The following is a 13,870-nucleotide window of genomic DNA, read 5'->3' as shown; positions in this document are numbered from 1 at the left end:
ATGTATCGTTTCATTACCGGCCTGCTGGTTTATTTTATTTGTCCTTTTACCTTATGCGCCCAGCAAAGCAGAACCGTTCTTAACTTCAATACCCACTGGGCCTTTCAAAGAGGCGATATCACCGGGGCGGAGCAGGCAACATTTAATGACAAGAATTGGGTGGGCATCAGCATTCCGCACGTAATGCGTATTGAAAAAAAGCACAACGGCGGCAATGCCGTGTACCAGGGCATCGGCTGGTACAGGAGATATTTTAAAGTACCTTCCTCTTTCCGCAATAAAAGGATCACTGTTTGTTTTGAAGGCGTGCAAACCACTGCGGATGTGTATCTCAATGGTAAAAAAATAGCGACCCATACAGGTGGTTACATGGGCTTTGTAGTGGATATCAGCACGTATGTGGATTTTGAAAAAGACAATGTGCTGGCAGTGAGGGTATCCAATAAAGATAACCCGCAGATCCCACCCGGAAAGCCGCAGTCGAAGCTCGACTTCAATTACTTTGGCGGCATCTATAGAAATGTGTCACTGACGGTTACCGGCAAAGTATTTATCTCCCATCCACTGGAAGCTAACAAGGTAGCCGGTGGCGGCATATTTATCACCTATCCTTCCGTTGGCAAAAACGCTGCAGCTGTTGCGGTAAAAACCAATATCGTGAATGCTTCCGGTAAACCGGTACATACCACGCTGAAAACGACATTGATTGATACCAGTGGCATGCCGGTAGCAACAGCAGCCATTGAACAGCCCATTCCTGCACAGGCAGATACAGATATCCGGCAATCGCTGACGGTGACCGCTCCTCATTTATGGCATCCGGATCATCCTTACCTGTATCGCCTGGTATCTGTTGTTTATGAAGACAATGCACCAGTGGATAGCCTGATCACCTATACGGGTATACGAAACATCGCTTTCGCTGCCGACGGTTTTTATATCAATGGAACGAAATTATACCTGCGCGGCGCCAACAGGCACCAGGCGTACGAATACACCGGTGATGCCGCCACAGACAACCTGCAATACCGGGATGCTCTTCAACTGAAAATGGGCGGGTTCAATGCCGTGCGGGCCGCACATTATCCTGCATCGCCCACATTCCTGGAGGCATGCGACAAAACAGGTTTACTGGTGATTGAGTGTGAGCCGGGATGGCAATTTTTTTCCAAAGATTCCCTCTTCGTTGAAAACACTTACCGCGACATCCGGGAGATGATCCGCCGCGACCGCAACCACCCATCTGTTTTCCTGTGGGAAACTTCCCTGAATGAATCACCCACCAGCGAAGCATGGATGGAAAAGGCCGTACAAACCGCACGGGCTGAAATGCCCGGCAACCAACTGTTTGTAGCCGATGATTTTAACGCACGCAGCAAAGACCATTACAACGTTTCCTACAAAGTGGTAAATGAAGATGGCACCGACCCTATGCCATCACGCCCGTTTATTACCCGTGAGTGGGGAGATAGCTGGATGGCCGATGCTGAAAAAGAAAACAGCCTGCGCGCCAGCAGGATGTACACAGAGAAAGGATTGATCAACCAATGTATTTTACGGCAAAATGCGTTGAACGGAGAAACATCCGAAGCGTTGGGCGGCTATTGGGATCATGGCGGACTGGATGCCAATCCAAGAATTGGCGGTTACTTTGTATGGAGCTACAATGATTACACGCGTGGCTCCGATCCCATCACCGCTTTCAGCGGCGTTACCGATCTTGACCGCTATGAAAAATTCAGTTACTACCAGCTACAGGCGATGCAGGATGCCCGCAATCCGGCATATGGCCCAATGGTATACATTGGCAGCTATAATAACCAGCCAGCACTGGATAGTTCCATCATGGTATTCTCTAACTGTGATGCCGTACAACTTTACCGGAACAACAAATTCTGCGGCGAAATAACAAGGACGCAAAATGCCCGTACCGCTCCTTTTGTAGCGGCCAAAGGCGGTAGTCCTTATTTTGTTTTCCACACCGGGAAATACGAGCCTGGAGAGTTGAAAGCCATCGGTATCCTGAATGGAAAAGCCATCTGCACGCATATTGTAAAAACACCCGGCGCGCCTCATCACCTGGAAATTGAAATTCCTGCCGGCGCTGCCACTTCCACCGCCGACGGATTTTCTATGACGCCGTTTTATGTGAAGGTATGCGACCGGAACGGCACACTTGTATCTAATCAAACCGCCGGGCAATCCTATACTGTTCAGATCAGTGTATCAGGACAAGGCACCCTCATAGGCGGAAATATTCCGGCTGCGGGTATTGCCTTGCAGAAAACGGAAGGCGGCATTGCCTATGGTGTTATCCGCCACACTGCTACAGCAGGAAACATATATATCAACGTAAAGAGCGCCGGCATGGCTCCAGGCAGTAAGGTGATTAAAACCACCGCAACACCCTATGAATATGTAAAAGACGGTATCCACCGGCCATGGATACACGAAGATAAAAAAACAATGACTGCCTATTATACGGATACCATTGCCGCCAAACAGCTCCGGGAAATTAAACTCGCCGGCAAGGCCAGTTTTGTTCAGCCTGCGGATGAAAGTCTTAACGCGGTTATTGACGGCAACACCGCCACAGGATGGATATCCGGCGCAGGAAGTGTTCCTGTTAGCATTACCCTGGATCTGAAAAATGAATACCAGCTGAGCGGCAGCCGCGTAGTATGGGGGAAAGACAGCGACTGGTACACTTACAGTATCGCGGTATCTGCCAATGGCAGCGACTGGACAAGTGTAAAGAGCACGGAACGGGTATCCGGGCAAAATTATCAGCCGGTGCTTTTCCATCGCACAGCGGTAAGATATGTCCGTTATCTTATTACCGGTATCCAGCCAGAAAGCAGCAGGATAGCGGTAAAAGAAATACAGCTGTACGGGACGATGTAACCGGTCATCCGCCTTCCGCTACCCGTTTGCGTCTTGCCAGCTCCGCTTCGCTGGGGTTATCCCCTACAAACGAGCCCGGTTTAATTTCTCCTCCCGGTTCATAGCTGGCAATGATCACGCCTTTCGGGGAGCTTTTTACGTCCACTAATTTCCAGTCCACCGGTTGGGTCCCTTCCCGGAATAACCGTTTGCCTTCACCGATGGTTAACGGGAGGGTCCATATGGTGAGTGTGTCCACCAAACCATTCGCCAGTAAGGTTTGTACCAGTTTGCTGCTGCCGTGCACCAGCAGGTCGGGACCGTCCTGTTGTTTGAGTTGCCGGAGGCCTTCCACTACATCGCCGGTGATCAGCGTGGAGTTTTCCCAGCTCAGATCCATTGGTTTGCCGGACGCTGCATACTTATGGATACTATTAAACTTGTCGGCGATACTATGATCCTGTATAAAAGGCCAGTAAGCCGCAAATATCTCATATGTTCGTCTTCCTAACAACAGATCAAAAGATTGAGACATGAGCGCATTCATGATCCCATTTGTGAAGTCGTCGGAATAAGGCGTCATCCAGCCGCCCCATCTGAAGCCATTACTGCGGTCCTCTTCGGGGGCTCCGGGCGCCTGCATAACGCCGTCCATAGACATAAAAGTGATGACGATAATCTTTCTCATAGTAATCTTTGTTATTTGATTCAAAGATACTTTCAGTAAGAATGGCCGGGGCTGTGTAAATACGACTTTATGAAGGGTGAATTGCGACAATTTGCCGGAATCATCACTATTTACAACATCAATAAATGTTTAAGATAAAGCCTCAGGTGTTGTAGCGCGTGGGTGATCTGGTTTTCCACGCTTCTTTTGGAGATATTTAACCGTTCTGCGATTTCCTGGTTGCTGAGTTGTTCTTCCCTGCTTAACAGGAATATTTCTTTACTGCGTTTCGGTAAATTGCTGAGGGACGCGTGCAGTTGCTGGCGGAAAGACTGTTCCTGGATTTTTTCTTCTGCGGTATTCCCGATAGCCGCCATATGTTCTTCTGCTTCCACTACCTGGAACGCTTTCCGTGTTTTCAGCACCCGGTATACATGATAGCGGGTGGCGGAAATAATATAGTTACGGAAATGAACGATATGCAGTTCTTCTCTTTTAAGCCATAAGGTGAGAAATATATCATGCACAATTGTTTCGCTCGCTTCCGGATCGTTTAACAGGTTATTGGCGGTTTGATACATCTTTCCCCAATAGCGGTTAAATAACAGGTTATAGGCTGTTTTTTCACCGTCTCTGACTGCAAGCCATAAATCAGCATCTGCTGTGTTAGCATCCCACCTAATCATGTCACAAAAATTGACAAAATAAAATTACCTGCATGTTAAATTAAGATGAACTATATAGGAATTGATCCTGGTTGATTGTCTGTGTAACACCTGTTGGCGCTTCCTTCCCCGACAAAATACTCTTTTTTTTAAAAAGTAGGTGTGTAAGGGAAAATAATTGTCTCTATAGAATAAATGAATCGCCTGTGCTGACAAAAGAAGAATACCTTGATCTGTACGAAAGGTCCCTGAACGGGGATTGCAGCCCTGAAGAGCTGATCCGGCTGCAGCAGTATGAGGATGACTTTTGTTTTTCCGATGACGCTGATTCCGACGAAGTATTAAAAGAAAAGATATACAACAGGCTCTCTGCAAGTATTTCGCGGGAAGAGAACGTAAAGCGGCTATTCCCCTGGAAAGCAGTAGCAGCGGCAGCAGCAGTATTGGCGGTGGTTGCATCGGGCTTCCTTTATTTTAACAGCGGCCTGCGCCAGCGGAATAAGCCGTTGGCAGTGGTGGCTGAAAAAACACCTGTAATAAAACGAGATATTACACCTGCTACCAATAAGGCCGTGCTTATTCTAAGCGATGGCAGGGAGGTAGAGCTGAACAAGGCCACAGAAGGGCAAATAGCAGCGCAAGGCAATACCACGGTGAATAAATCCGGTAACGGGCAACTGGTTTACCAGCTGACCGATAAACCGCCAACAACTTCGCTGGCGGTATTTAATACCCTGGCCATCCCACGTGGCGGGCAATACAACCTGACATTGCCGGATGGCAGCAAAATATGGCTGAATGCCGCCAGTAAACTGCGCTTCCCTACCCAGTTTACAGGAAAGGAAAGAATGGTGGAGCTGGAGGGAGAAGCCTATTTTGAAGTAGCGCATAACCAGCAGCAACCCTTTGTGGTGAAAGTTAAAGGCATGCAGGTAGAAGTATTGGGTACTCATTTTAACGTAATGGCATATGCAGATGAAGCTAGTATAAACACCACGTTACTGGAAGGAAAAGTAAGGTTACGCAACGAAGGAACAGCGGCGGTCATACTGAATCCCGGGCAGGAAGGGATATTTACCGGGAGCAAAGGTTTTAAGGTGAACAAAGCAGATATAGAACAGGTAATGTCGTGGAAGAATGGCTATTTTATTTTTAATGATGAAGACCTGACATCCATCATGCGTAAAATTTCACGTTGGTACAACGTGGATATTGAATATAGCAGTGGCACAAAAAAATTATCTTTTGCGGGTAGCATCTCGCGCTTTAAAAATGTTACAGAAGTATTAAATATGCTGGCATTAACAGGAACAGTACAATTTAAAATAGAAGCAGGAAAAATCACTGTCATTAATTAACCTATCGTCCACAACATATCGGCCAGGTCAATAATTCGTAAACTAAACTTTATTTATGAAGCGTAATGCTCATGCCTTGAAAAAGGCAGGTCTACTGTCATGGGAGACACTCAGGTTAGTCAAGCTCTCCTTCTCTCTTGTTATTTTCCTTTCGCTGCAGGTAAGCGCTGTTACCTATGCGCAAAGGGTGAATCTTTCTGAGAAACAAACCCCGTTAAGGGAAGTGTTTAAAGAAATAAAAAAACAAACCGGTTATAATTTCCTGCTCAATACGGAAATGCTGGCAGACGCCCGGCCGGTAACCCTTACCCTGGTGAATGCCACGCTGGAAGAAGCATTGAACAAGTGCTTCGAAGGGCAGCCTTTCACCTACACCATTAACAACAACACCATTGTTGTAAAAAGAAAGGCCATGCCGGTTGTGGCGGCCCAGGAAATAACCGGTACTGTTACCGATGAAAAAGGTGTTCCGGTTCCCGGCGCCAGGATCCTGAATCAATCCACCAATAAAGGCGCTATCACCAACGATAAGGGGGAGTTCAGGATCGCGGTGAATCCTGGTGAAAAGCTATCCATAAAAATGCTGGGATATGAAGAAATTATTATTACGGCAGATAGTAAACAAGACTACCACATCCGCCTGAAGCCATCTACGGTGGGCCTGGATGCGGTAGTGGTGGTAGGCTATGGCACACAGAAAAAAGCCAACCTTACCGGTGCGGTGAGTATGGTGAGCAGCGACGACTTCAAAGGCCGGCCGGCTACCTCCGCTGTTTCAGCGCTGCAAGGTCAAATGACAGGTGTTACCGTGATCAATGCCACGGCTATTCCCGGCGGCTCCGATGAAAATACGATCCGCATCCGTGGTATAGGTACGCTTAATGATGCCGGTCCGCTGGTGGTGGTAGACGGTATTCCCGGCGGCAACCTTAATATCCTGAACCCCGACGATATAGAAACGGTGTCTGTGCTTAAAGATGCAGCCTCCTCTTCTATTTACGGGGTACGTGGCGCCAACGGCGTTATTCTTGTGACCACAAAAAAAGGTAAAAGCGGCAAGCCGTCTTTAACGTATGCCAATTACTTTGGCGTACAAACGCCTACTGCCTTACCTACTTTCCTGGGTTCTGCGGATTATATGACGCTGCTAAATGAAGCCAAGGTAAACGCCGGCAACAATCCTACTTATACACAGGAACAGATTGATATCGCCAAAAACGGCAGCGACCTGAATTATTACGCCAATACCAACTGGCTGAAAGAAATGTACAAGTCGGGCGCACCACAGCAAAATCATATGCTGAACCTTTCCGGCGGCGCTAATAATATTAACTACTACCTGTCTTACGGCTTCCTGAAACAGGGCGGCCTTATCACCGGCGATAACTACAACGCCAAAAGACACAATGTGCGTTTAAGACTTAATACCACGTTGTTCGACATTCTTCAACTGGATGCCAACATTGGGTATATCGACCGGAACCAGACCGGTTCCAGTGCTGATGTAAGCGGTTCAGGCGGGCCTATTCAATCTGCCCACCAGATCTCTCCGCTGGTACCGGTAAGATTTACCACCGGCGGATGGGGATATCTCGGCGGATCCGTGAATCCCGTTGCACTTGTAACCGATGGCGGTACCAATGACTTCTCCTCACAGGAAATTACCGGTAACATCCAGGCGACGCTGAATATTACAAAAGACTTTCGTTTAAGGGGACAGTATGGCCTGGTGAAAAGTAATTCTTTCAGACAGATCTTTACAAAAACCATTAACTATTACAGCCCGGAAGATAATTCACTGATTTACCAGACCAATAATCCCAACAAGATTGACAACCGCGATTATACTTCTTTGTACCAGACCGTGATCGGGATGGCGGAATATGAAAAGACGTTTGCAGGAAAGCATTACGTGAAAGCGCTTGCTGCGGCTTCTTCTGAAGAAACGGTGAGCCGCAATTTCACGGCTAGCAGAACCAACCTGCCTACGCAGGATTTGGGCAGCATCAATCTCGGTACACTTAATCCGCTTAACGGTTCAGACGGCAGCCAGAATGCATTGCAATCTATCTTTGGCCGCGTGAACTACGCTTACAGCGACAAATACCTGCTGGAAGGTAACTTCCGTTACGACGGGTCTACCCGGTTTGCCGCAGACCTCCGCTGGAACTGGTTTTTCTCCGGATCTGCAGGATGGGTGTTTTCAAAAGAGTCCTTCTTCAAATCACTGGAAGGCATTATCAATTTTGGTAAGATCAGGGCCTCCTATGGTACGCAGGGTAATGATAAAGTGCAGGATGATTTCGGATATCTTTCTTCCATCAGTTCTGTCGCGACGATGCCAATCGGAAATGTGCTAACCCTTGGTTACAGGCAAACCGGTATTCCCAACCCGTTGCTTACCTGGGAGTCCATGACCAAACAGGATATCGGCCTGGATCTCACCTTCCTGAACAACCGGTTAAGCCTCACGGCGGATTACTACATCAACAACACCAACGATATTTTGCTGAGAGTACCGTTGCCGGATGTACTTGGCATGAATGGAAGCTATCCGTACCAGAATGCCGGTAAAGTGCGCAATAAAGGATGGGAGCTGATGGTAGGCTGGCAGGACAGGATCGGTGATGTGAGCTATGGTGTGAGCGGCAACTTGTCTGATGTAAAAAATGAAGTAATGAGTTTAGGTAATGCGCCGGCCACTATCGCCGACCAGATCAGAACAGTAGGTCAGCCGATTGATGCCTTCTATGGTTTTGTGGCCGACCGTATTTCGCAGATCTCCGATTACTCTTATGATGCCGCTACCAACAAATACACGCCGCTGTTCCCTTATGATGCCAGTTATCCTATGATGCCCGGCGATATCATCTACAAAGATTTAAACAACGATAAAAAGATCACCGCCGCAGACGACCGCCAGGTGATAGGCAGCGCTATCCCCAGGTATACGTATGGCTTTAAAGGAAATGTTGCCTATAAAGGTGTTGATTTCAGCTTCTTTTTACAGGGAGTAGGTAAAGCAGATGGATGGATTACCAGTGCCGCCCGTCATGCTTTTATTAACGATGGTTCCAATCCGCAACCGATTCACCTGGACCGGTGGACGCCTCAGAATCCCGGCGCCAGCTACCCACGGCTTGCCTATGGTTACTCATATAACCAGCGCTTATCAACCTTCTGGCTCGAAGATGCTTCCTATCTCCGGTTAAAAAATATCCAGGTAGGATATACGCTTCCGGCGCACATTACCGAGAAGCTGCGGATAGACCGCTTCCGGCTTTATTTCTCTGCCGACAACCTGTTTACTGCTTCCGACTTCTTTTATGGATATGATCCGGAAACACCAGTGAGCAGTGGTGGTTTTTATCCACAGGTGAAAACATTTGTATTTGGTTTAAACATCAACTTTAAATAATTATGAAAAAGATATTGCTATATACCTGCGTGTTATTAGCGGTAACATCTACGGGTTGCCGGAAAGGATTCCTTGACCGGACTCCGTTGGATGCCATATCTGATGAAACGTACTGGACAACAGAAGAGCAGCTGACATTAGCGTTGAACGGGCTTTATGCCAATGTGAAAAATAATAACACGGTGGCGATGGACCAGATGGGAGACAACAGTATTAATTCTTCCACCGGAGATACCTACCGTATTTTTGGCAGCGGCAACTTCGGTCCTGACCTGTCGGCGGTAGATGCAGAATGGCGCAGTCAGTACACCGGTATCCGCCAGTGTAATGTATTTCTTGCCAATTACGAGCGTGCTACCAGTGTATCACAGGAAATAAAAAACCAGATGGCCGGCGAAGCCAAAACTATCCGGGCATACATGTACATGAACCTGGTATCTTACTTTGGCGATCTTCCGCTGGTGACCAAACCGCTGAATATTGATGAACTGTATGGTCCGCGTAATAAACGTAAAGAGATCATCGACTTTATATTATCTGAACTTGAAGAAGCTGCCAGCCTGATGAAAAAAGAGCGGCAGGTTGGTCCCACACTGGGACGCTTCAGCAAAGGCACTGCGCTGGCGTTCAAAGCCCGTATGGCGTTGTACGACAGTCGCTGGGATGTAGCAGAAAAAGCCGCCAAAGATGTAATGGATCTCAACGTATATTCTCTTTACAGCACGGGTAAGCCTGCACAGGACTATTACGACCTGTTCACCTACAAAGGTAAGCTCAGTGCCGGCGTGAATAAAGAAACCATTGCCGCCCGTCTCAATCTTACGGATGTAAGCATGCATAACATCAGCCGTGAATCGCAGGTGCCTGACCAGGCCTCCCGTTACAATCCCACCAAAGCATTGGTGGATGCGTATCTTTGCAGTGATGGTTTAACCATCGATAAATCGCCGCTGTACAAGGAAGATACCTATGCTAACATTTTTGAGAACCGCGATCCGCGCATGAAGCAAACCATTCTTGCACCGGGTGCTACCTGGGGTGGTAGAAAAGATGGCAACCCCGCCAATACCAATCCCGCTATTTTTACGGCGCCGAAATTTGTGTCTGATAAACTGGGATGCGTTACCATCACCGGTTATTACTATACCAAATACGTGGAAGTAAGCACCGTATCACAGGTAAGCAAAGACCAGAACGATATACACGTGATGCGCCTGGCGGAGGTGCTGTTAACCTATGCAGAGGCGAAGATGGAACAGGGTACGCTTACACAGGGCGATATAGATCTGACCATTAATAAACTCCGCGACCGGGTTGGCATGAAAAGGATGATCCTCACAGAGCTGGCCGCCAACGGGCAGGACCTGCGCACGGAGATCCGGAGGGAACGCAGGATTGAACTGGCGCGCGAAGGACAACGCTGGTATGATATTATCCGCTGGAAACAAGGTAGCCTGCTGGGTGCTGATGTGAAGGGTATGAAGAAATCACTGGCAGCAGTGCCATCACAGGTAAGCAATATTGCGGCAGACGCCAACGGTTATATTATTGTAATGACCGGCAGGCAATTTGTAGATCCGAAACACTACCTCTTCCCTGTTCCGCTGACGCAAATACAACGTAACCCTGCTCTTGGTCCACAAAATCCAGGTTGGGAATAATGCTAAAAAAGATCAACATCATGAAAATATCTCTGAAAATATTATCTGCGCTCCTGCTGTGTGCCTGCTTCAATAAAGCATCAGCAAGCGACACCTTGCGTGTAATGACTTACAATATTCATCACTGTAATCCTCCAACAAAAAGTAAAACAGGGGAAATTGAAGTCGATGCCATTGCCAGTGTTATCAACAGCCGGCACCCCGACCTGGTGGCGTTACAGGAAGTGGATGTAAACACAAAACGTTCCGGCAGTATTGACCAGGCTGCACAACTGGCTGCCAAAACCGGTATGCAGGTATACTTTGCCAAAGCCATTGATCATGATGGCGGTGAATATGGCGTGGCTATATTATCTAAATTTCCCTTAACCGGTACGGAAACCATACACCTGCCGGAAACCGCGAATCCTGCCAGTGAAGACCGTGTAGTGGCATTGGCCGGTATTACTTTACGCAGCGGCAAAAAATTAATTTTTGCCTGTACACATATGGATGTCAGCAATGCAGCGGTAAGAGATGAACAGGCAGGTGAGATCAATAAAATTGCTGCCGCCAAAGCCATTCCTTTCCTGCTTGCCGGCGATCTTAACTGCGTACCGGAAAGTGCATCTTACCAGCTACTGCTGAAAAAATTTACCCCTTCCTGTACCGGTTGCGGGTTCACCATCCCGGTGAACAACCCCAACAGGGTGATTGACCACATTATGTGGACAAACGCCCCGGGCTTTACGGTAAAAAGCAGCAGTGTAGTAAATGAGCCGTATCCCTCGGATCATTTACCGGTGATAGCGGAAATTGTTATCAAATAGTATAATAGAGCCGCACAAGTCGCAGGATTTGTGCGGCCCCTATTATTCGCGGTTAACATGCAGCATCCCGTTTAACGTCACCAGGTTTTTAATGGCGTCCCCGATAGTGTTATTAAAATAAACATACACTTCCTTTCCTTCTTTGATCCACGCGCGGATCTCCTTTGCCCGTTGCGCCAGGTAATCATCTGTATACCCACCCTTATAATCGCCGGCGGGCCCATGAAACCGCAGGTATACAAAATCAGCCTTTGCATTAAGTCGTTCATTCCTTGATTTTGGAATGTCATGCAGCACGATGCTGCATTCATATTCATCTGCCAGCTCATACACTTCCCCGATGTACCAGGAGCTGTGCCTGAACTCCAGCGCTACTTTCCAGCCATCCGCGGGATTAATGCCCTGTACTATATCCAGCAGTTGTTCTACCTGGCCATATTGCTCCACCGTTACACCGGGTGGAAACTGTATTAACAGGCATCCTTTCTTCGCTCCGGCCTCATTGATCACTTCCATAAAACGAATCACATCCGCTTCCTGGAATGCCAGCTGCTTCACATGGGTGATGTCGCGCCATAACTTGAAGGTGAAAACAAAATCATCCGGTACTGAGTCCGCCCACTTTTTTACCGTTGCGGCCTGGGGTACTTTGTAGAAGGAGCTGTTGATTTCAATGCTGTTAAACAGGGAGCCATAGTAAGTGAGCCGGCTTTTATCCCGGAAAGCGGGAGGATAGGCCAGCTTGTTAGGCACGGGTAGTACGAGTCCGCTTGTGCCCGATTTATAGATGCCTTTGGTTTTTTTTGCCATGCAAGGGGTAAAGCAAAAATCTAACCAGTGGGGATGGTAATAGCCAGGAATACTTTTTGTATAGAAACCGTAAATCCGCTTCCCCTAAAAACTATCCGTTATGACATCATTCACCGACTTCTTCACCACTTATGGCCGGGCCTCCTTAGGCAACGATACAAGTATCATCGCCAGTTGTTATGCAGAAAACTTCATGGCCGCCGGGCCATCGGGAAGCATGACTTTTAAAAATGATGAAAAGTTCACGCAATGGCTGGAAGAGATGTTTAAATTTAACCACAAGGTCGGCATGCAGGAAATGAAAGTCATTAAAGTAGAAACGTCGCCGATGGGGAAATACTATACCAGGGCGCTGGTGAGATGGGGCGCTGTTTTCTCAAAAAATCCGGAGGAAGTCATTGAATTTGAGATTACTTACATTTTACACCATCTTAATGATGCACTCAAAATAATCATGTATATCAGTCATGAAAACGAGGAAGATGTTTTAAAAGAGAAAGGCATCATCAGCTAGGCGCTGGTACAAATACAAAATCAGTATATTGTAAGAAAAAAAATGCGCCGTATTATACTCAGCTTCGTACTTATCATCATGGGTGCCTCTCTCTACGCCCAGGCACCGGAGGAAGCAGTGAAAGCTGCTATTAACCAGCTGTTTACTGCCATGAATAATTCAGATAGTGTAGCGGTGGCCGCCTGTTTCGCGCCGGGAGCGATATTGCAGTCGGTGATGGAAGACAAAGCAGGCAAGCAAACTATCCACACCACGCCGGTCAATGAATTTTCCTCTTTTATAGGCAGACTCCCGGCCCAGGCGGCGGACGAGCGTATTGTATTTGGCTCCGTCCTGATAGATGGCCGGCTGGCTGCTGTATGGACACCCTACCGCTTCTTCTTCAAAGGACAGTTTTCCCACTGTGGGGTAGACTCCTTCCAACTGGTGAAGCTCCCGGATGGGTGGAAAATCCAATATCTCATCGACACCAGGCGCAAAGACAATTGTGAAGAATCAGCCATGGCAAAATAATACCTGCACCCGCCCTGACCCGGTATTACCTCGCGCATGCTTCACAGATGCGTGAAACCAGCGTATTCGTTGCGTAACCCATGCACTATGCATACAGTCCGCATGCACTACTCATGCACTACTCATGCACTCATGATGCACTCCCATGCACTATCAATGCACTATCAATGCACTATCCCTGTCAAAAACCAGGGTTTCGGTCAGCTTTCAGGGTGGATATGCCCACATGGATACCGCTCCCGTTTTGAATCGATCAAATAATAACCTACTTTTGCCCCGCTATGGTTCAGGCATGTCCACTCCGGATATACCTGATTAAAAGGGAACTCGGGTGAAAATCCCGGACAGTCCCGCTGCTGTAAGTCTCATACAATGCTAAGGCATCGCCAATCAGACCACTGTTGAACATTCAATGGGAAGGTCGCCTGAAGCAGAGATAAGTCAGAATACCTGCCATACAACTACTTTTTTAAGCTTTCGTGGAATGAAGCTTGGGAATAAATTCAATCTGCGGGTATCCCCCGTATCTTGTCTCTTTCCTGATTATTTTTCTTATTGCGAAAGCTGTTGAT

10 protein-coding genes and 1 riboswitch are annotated in these 13,870 nt (G+C 47.6%); of the genes, 7 read left to right on the top strand and 3 right to left on the bottom strand.

Annotated features, from left to right (window positions below):
* The gene (locus QFZ51_RS11365; protein ID WP_429045885.1) at positions 1-2,904 is read left to right on the top strand and encodes a glycoside hydrolase family 2 TIM barrel-domain containing protein; all 2,904 of its coding nucleotides are present in this window, start codon (positions 1-3) and stop codon (positions 2,902-2,904) included.
* Between the two features lie 4 nt (positions 2,905-2,908).
* Here the strand turns inward: QFZ51_RS11365 and QFZ51_RS11360 are convergent, their stop codons facing one another.
* Entirely contained in the window at positions 2,909-3,571 is a 663-nt protein-coding gene (locus tag QFZ51_RS11360) for a dihydrofolate reductase family protein (RefSeq protein ID WP_429045883.1), read from the bottom strand.
* A gap of 110 nt (positions 3,572-3,681) precedes the next feature.
* A complete protein-coding gene (locus QFZ51_RS11355; protein WP_429045881.1) occupies positions 3,682-4,236 on the bottom strand; it encodes an RNA polymerase sigma factor in 555 nt (184 codons plus the stop codon).
* Positions 4,237-4,421: 185 nt separating this feature from the next.
* On the opposite strand from QFZ51_RS11355, the gene QFZ51_RS11350 reads away from it, so the two are divergent.
* The 4 genes from QFZ51_RS11350 to QFZ51_RS11335 are packed head-to-tail and all read left to right on the top strand — an operon-like array spanning position 4,422 to position 11,461.
* Entirely contained in the window at positions 4,422-5,573 is a 1,152-nt protein-coding gene (locus QFZ51_RS11350; protein ID WP_429045879.1) for a FecR family protein, read from the top strand.
* A gap of 55 nt (positions 5,574-5,628) precedes the next feature.
* On the top strand, positions 5,629-8,991 hold the full coding sequence (locus QFZ51_RS11345; protein ID WP_429045877.1) for a TonB-dependent receptor: 3,363 nt from the start codon (positions 5,629-5,631) through the stop codon (positions 8,989-8,991).
* Positions 8,992-8,993: 2 nt separating this feature from the next.
* The gene (locus tag QFZ51_RS11340) at positions 8,994-10,652 is read left to right on the top strand and encodes a RagB/SusD family nutrient uptake outer membrane protein (RefSeq protein WP_429045875.1); all 1,659 of its coding nucleotides are present in this window, start codon (positions 8,994-8,996) and stop codon (positions 10,650-10,652) included.
* A gap of 20 nt (positions 10,653-10,672) precedes the next feature.
* Positions 10,673-11,461: an endonuclease/exonuclease/phosphatase family protein gene (locus tag QFZ51_RS11335; protein WP_429045874.1), complete on the top strand. Its 789-nt coding sequence runs from the start codon at positions 10,673-10,675 to the stop codon at positions 11,459-11,461.
* A gap of 42 nt (positions 11,462-11,503) precedes the next feature.
* Here the strand turns inward: QFZ51_RS11335 and QFZ51_RS11330 are convergent, their stop codons facing one another.
* Positions 11,504-12,271, bottom strand: a complete 768-nt coding sequence (locus QFZ51_RS11330; protein ID WP_429045872.1) for a DUF72 domain-containing protein — start codon at positions 12,269-12,271, stop codon at positions 11,504-11,506.
* A gap of 100 nt (positions 12,272-12,371) precedes the next feature.
* Here QFZ51_RS11330 and QFZ51_RS11325 point away from each other — a divergent pair, with 100 nt between their 5' ends.
* Together QFZ51_RS11325 and QFZ51_RS11320 are read left to right on the top strand one after the other, a co-directional pair.
* On the top strand, positions 12,372-12,785 hold the full coding sequence (locus QFZ51_RS11325) for a hypothetical protein (RefSeq protein WP_429045871.1): 414 nt from the start codon (positions 12,372-12,374) through the stop codon (positions 12,783-12,785).
* Between the two features lie 42 nt (positions 12,786-12,827).
* Positions 12,828-13,298 (top strand): nuclear transport factor 2 family protein, encoded by a 471-nt coding sequence (locus QFZ51_RS11320; protein WP_429045869.1) that lies wholly within the window; start codon positions 12,828-12,830, stop codon positions 13,296-13,298.
* 265 nt (positions 13,299-13,563) lie between these two features.
* A riboswitch (cobalamin riboswitch) is annotated at positions 13,564-13,770 on the top strand.
* Positions 13,771-13,870: the final 100 nt, after the last annotated feature.

This window comes from Chitinophaga sp. W3I9 (genome assembly GCF_050434025.1).
Taxonomy (GTDB): Bacteria; Bacteroidota; Bacteroidia; order Chitinophagales; family Chitinophagaceae; genus Chitinophaga.
This window is presented reverse-complemented; position numbering and strand designations above follow the sequence as displayed.

Bases quoted from the DNA above. Each gene is read 5' to 3' on its own strand.
- QFZ51_RS11340 (WP_429045875.1), top strand. From the start codon at position 8,994: ATGAAAAAGATATTGCTATATACCTGCGTGTTATTAGCGGTAACATCT.
- QFZ51_RS11355 (WP_429045881.1), bottom strand. From the start codon at position 4,236: ATGATTAGGTGGGATGCTAACACAGCAGATGCTGATTTATGGCTTGCA.
- QFZ51_RS11320 (WP_429045869.1), top strand. From the start codon at position 12,828: ATGCGCCGTATTATACTCAGCTTCGTACTTATCATCATGGGTGCCTCT.
- QFZ51_RS11330 (WP_429045872.1), bottom strand. From the start codon at position 12,271: ATGGCAAAAAAAACCAAAGGCATCTATAAATCGGGCACAAGCGGACTC.
- QFZ51_RS11335 (WP_429045874.1), top strand. From the start codon at position 10,673: ATGAAAATATCTCTGAAAATATTATCTGCGCTCCTGCTGTGTGCCTGC.
- QFZ51_RS11345 (WP_429045877.1), top strand. From the start codon at position 5,629: ATGAAGCGTAATGCTCATGCCTTGAAAAAGGCAGGTCTACTGTCATGG.
- QFZ51_RS11365 (WP_429045885.1), top strand. From the start codon at position 1: ATGTATCGTTTCATTACCGGCCTGCTGGTTTATTTTATTTGTCCTTTT.
- QFZ51_RS11325 (WP_429045871.1), top strand. From the start codon at position 12,372: ATGACATCATTCACCGACTTCTTCACCACTTATGGCCGGGCCTCCTTA.
- QFZ51_RS11360 (WP_429045883.1), bottom strand. From the start codon at position 3,571: ATGAGAAAGATTATCGTCATCACTTTTATGTCTATGGACGGCGTTATG.